The sequence below is a fragment of the Sporomusa sp. genome (assembly GCF_035561255.1).
GTDB lineage: Bacteria > Bacillota > Negativicutes > Sporomusales > Sporomusaceae > Sporomusa.
Genome location: NZ_DATMXX010000200.1, coordinates 1 through 3,539, shown reverse-complemented (window position 1 = coordinate 3,539; position 3,539 = coordinate 1). Strand labels below are relative to the sequence as shown.

Here is a 3,539-nt window from a genome sequence, read left to right as displayed (position 1 = left end):
TTTTTTTTCTACGTCGGCTCAATTAACGAACTGATATCATTTTCCAATTGTTTAAGGTATTCAATTGGATTCTTGCGAAAGCGTCTTCTCATCGTACTTTCGTTAGTACGAGCTTGCCATTGCTGTCGAACTCGCTTATATTCTTCGTAATTAACCTGGCGTAGTCGGTGGATGATATCAGGTTGCTCTAAAGCGTTATCAACCAAGACAATGAACTCTCCATTTCGAAGAATATATTCATTCCAACTGCGCAACCCTGTCATTCTACGGTGTCTAGTCTTGGTTCGGCGAAAAAATCGTTCGTGATCGTTATTCGTCCTTGGCAAATGAGGGTAGTCGTAGCATGAAAACAATCCTTTCCAGAATCCTTTGCTATAACTTTTTAAGTTTTTTACCATTACCTGATCATCTTCTTTTGTGTAATATTGCTCTACCCATTGCAAAAGGCAGTGCATTTCAAAACGCACTGCCTCACTTGTTTTTTCTGGAGATGGCTCCAGTATATGTACAATTTTATAGATAGGGTCAAACCACCGTTTAACAGCATCATAAGAAGACTGAAAGGCGTCAATATTGCTGAATATTCTGGCCAATCCTTTGAGCAAAGGAGTCCCCCTTTTTAGACAGGCATCGTTCCAAGGAAGCCTGAATAGCCTTCGCATTTTCGTAAATCCTTAATCCCGGTAAATCAAGTGGCGGATTCCCATCTTCTAAGAGCAAAGACCTTGCCGCAGCCACATAGCCTCTTACTATTTCTTTCTGTGAATCGTCCTTCTGCTCAATTTTTCGTTCCAAGTCTCGTATACCACGTAGCTTTTTTTTGATTTCTGTTTTTAGTTTCCGATCCAAATCAACTACTGGCTTAGCTATATCTTTTAGATAATGATACTGGCAATATTGATAAGGCACATCGGGTAATAAAGACTCCATTGCCATACGAATCGACTGTTGTCCGTCGCTAACGATACCGATGATAGGAAAACCCAGTTTTACAATTGGCAAAATCAATGCCTTCAGTTCCTCCGCAGCACTACTCTTTACATTTTCCGCTGCTAAAATCGTGCCGCTAAACACCTCACGCACTACATAGAGTGTTTCATTACCTTTCTCAGGTTGAACTCCATCCATTGATAGCATAATTCCACCGTTGGTTTTTACGACTTCCTGTAATACTTTTTTTGTATAATCCGTTACACTAGATCGAAGCAATGCCAAATATCTTTCGTAAAGTCGTTGTGCGTTGCGCTCTGATGTTGCAATTCCCCGCTGATTGAGTTCAGAAGTTATTTCCGCACATGTCATATGCTGTTTAAAGCGAAGTTCCCCAACTAGGGCTAAAACATCGAATCCATAGGATGTATGCTTCATACATAACGTTTCCGCCTCAGCAGATTTATATATTGCATTTTGATGCGGACAATTCAGGTTCGGGCACCCATAGGCCGCGCTCCAAACTTGGATAACCCCAGATAGAGTGGAGATATTTTTCTTCCAGGCGGTATGTCTCCGTGTCAACTTAGTACCGCAATGAGGGCAATGCTGCAATTCGGATCGATAGTTAATCTTCCGTTCGGGAATTATTCGATTCTTCGGTAGTGGCATGCAAAAACCCCCATCAAATCAGATAATATCTAATTCGACAGGGGAGTCATTTACTCCTGTTAGTTAATTGGTCTGCCGTAGTTTTTTTTGTCATAAATTAATTTCGCAACACATATCTATGTAAAGAAAGGGAAGCGTTGAGACTTGAGACAAGTCGCCCCACAAATAAATAAGGATGAAAGACGCATGAAAAATATTCAAACTACCTTAAACCAACATATTTACCCTGTTTTACCCCTGCACATTGCAAGGTTAATCATGTCATTGCCTGGTAGCCAGCTGCATAAGGTCACTGAGATTCGTATCAGAGTTAACCAGCCGCTGCAATTGGTGTTGGGCAATCATGACATAACGGTGGCAGAGCCCAGTCAAGCAGAGGGGGGAACGCAGCCCTATCGCTGCAGTGGTGAAGATCTTAACAGAACCTTTCAGCTAATATGCAAAAACTCGGTCTATGCTTTTGAAGAGGAATTACGGCAGGGGTATTTGACCATCAATGGTGGGCACCGGGTTGGTTTAGCTGGACAGGCAACAACTTTTGACGGAACAGTCAAGACGCTCAAAAATATAAGTTCATTGAATATTCGCTTGGCAAGAGAAATACCAGGCTGTGCTGACCGTATTCTTCCGTTTGTAAAATCAAAAGAGCAAAACGAGGTGTTCAGTACCTTAATTATTTCCCCGCCACGTTGTGGTAAAACAACAATTTTGCGGGATTTAATCCGGCAACTGAGTACAGGTAACCCTATATTGGGTATTGCTGGCGTACAAATCGGATTGGTTGATGAGCGTTCAGAGATCGCGGCCTGTCAAAATGGTATCCCCAGTGTAGACTTAGGGCCGCGTGTCGATGTACTTGACGCTTGTCCTAAGGCTAATGGACTATTAATGCTCATTAGATCTATGGCTCCGCAAGTAGTTGCCACTGATGAGTTAGGACGCGCAGAAGACGCCGCCGCTGTACGTGAAGCCGTTTGTGCTGGAGTAAGCGTTATTGCGACTGCCCATAGCCGGACAATTGATGAATTGCATAGCCGACCTTACGTTGGCGAGTTAGTAAAAGAAAATTTTTTTGAGCGGTATGTTATATTAAGCAATCGGTCAGGACCAGGCACTGTTGAGGAAATTTTCGATTCCCGGCAAGGAAAAGTGATATATACCTGCTTGAATGAGGTGAAGGTATGTGGTTAAAGATTCTCGGAAGTTTAATGGTTGTTACTGCAGGGGCTTGCATCGGATTTAGTTTAGCGGCGCGTTATGTGGAACGTCCGAGGCAAATCAGGCAGCTTATCAGTTGTTTGTCTGCCCTTAAATCTCACATTAATTACGTGGCAGTGCCGCTGCCTGAAGCTTTGTCCCAGTGTACCGGCGGCATTAACGGGCCGGTAGCCAATTTGTTTCATACTATGTCAGAATTATTGGCAAATGGCTGGCTTACTCCGCAGGCTGCCATGAGCCAGGCTATGAAAGAAACAGATCGGCTTGTTTTAAGCAAGCCAGAACAGGAAGTTTTGGCTGTATTTAGTGCAAATTTAGGCGGTATGAACCGGGAAGAACAACACAAATCTTTAGATTTAGTGCATGAGCAGTTGTCCAGAATTCAATATGAAGCTGAAAAGCTTTGTGATCAAAACGTTAAAATGTATCGCTATTTAGGCGTTTGTGGGGGTTTGGCAGTAGTCATAGTTTTAGTATAAGGACGGTTATCTGCTTATATAAGAGAGGAGAGAGTGAGGAATGGGAATAGATGTGTTGTTTAAAATTGCCGGAGTGGGTATTTTAATTTCAGTTTTTCATACAGCATTAAAACAGGCCGGTAAAGAAGACATGGCTCATTTATGTACCCTTGCCGGTTTTGCCATGGTGTTGTTATGGGTAGTGCAACTATTGGGCCGACTGTTTAACACCGTTCAGGATGTATTTAAGCTGTTCTAAGG

5 protein-coding genes are annotated in these 3,539 nt (G+C 42.7%); 3 read left to right on the top strand and 2 right to left on the bottom strand.

Annotation, left to right across the window (positions count from 1 at the left end; translation table 11 throughout):
* Positions 1-8 precede the first annotated feature (8 nt).
* Positions 9-605, bottom strand: coding sequence for a hypothetical protein (locus VN379_RS11075; protein ID WP_325533755.1), 597 nt, complete (start codon positions 603-605; stop codon positions 9-11).
* Entirely contained in the window at positions 568-1,368 is an 801-nt protein-coding gene (locus tag VN379_RS11070; protein ID WP_325533753.1) for a hypothetical protein, read from the bottom strand. The genes VN379_RS11075 and VN379_RS11070 overlap by 38 nt, the downstream gene beginning before the upstream one ends.
* 420 nt (positions 1,369-1,788) lie before the next feature.
* Between VN379_RS11070 and spoIIIAA the strand changes: the two genes are divergently transcribed.
* Genes spoIIIAA through spoIIIAC form a run of 3 tightly spaced genes read left to right on the top strand, consistent with a single transcriptional unit; the run spans position 1,789 to position 3,537 of the window.
* Complete coding sequence (gene spoIIIAA / locus VN379_RS11065; protein WP_325527275.1) at positions 1,789-2,793, top strand: stage III sporulation protein AA; 1,005 nt, start codon at positions 1,789-1,791, stop codon at positions 2,791-2,793.
* Entirely contained in the window at positions 2,784-3,299 is a 516-nt protein-coding gene (spoIIIAB, locus tag VN379_RS11060; protein WP_325527277.1) for a stage III sporulation protein SpoIIIAB, read from the top strand. Before spoIIIAA ends, spoIIIAB begins: the two co-directional genes overlap by 10 nt.
* Positions 3,300-3,339: 40 nt before the next feature.
* Positions 3,340-3,537: a stage III sporulation protein AC gene (gene spoIIIAC / locus VN379_RS11055; RefSeq protein ID WP_325527279.1), complete on the top strand. Its 198-nt coding sequence runs from the start codon at positions 3,340-3,342 to the stop codon at positions 3,535-3,537.
* The last annotated feature ends 2 nt before the right edge of the window (positions 3,538-3,539 follow it).

Coding starts and splice junctions, on each gene's coding strand:
- VN379_RS11070 (WP_325533753.1), bottom strand. CDS start 1,368: ATGAAGCATACATCCTATGGATTCGATGTTTTAGCCCTAGTTGGGGAA.
- spoIIIAA (WP_325527275.1), top strand. CDS start 1,789: ATGAAAAATATTCAAACTACCTTAAACCAACATATTTACCCTGTTTTA.
- spoIIIAB (WP_325527277.1), top strand. CDS start 2,784: ATGTGGTTAAAGATTCTCGGAAGTTTAATGGTTGTTACTGCAGGGGCT.
- spoIIIAC (WP_325527279.1), top strand. CDS start 3,340: ATGGGAATAGATGTGTTGTTTAAAATTGCCGGAGTGGGTATTTTAATT.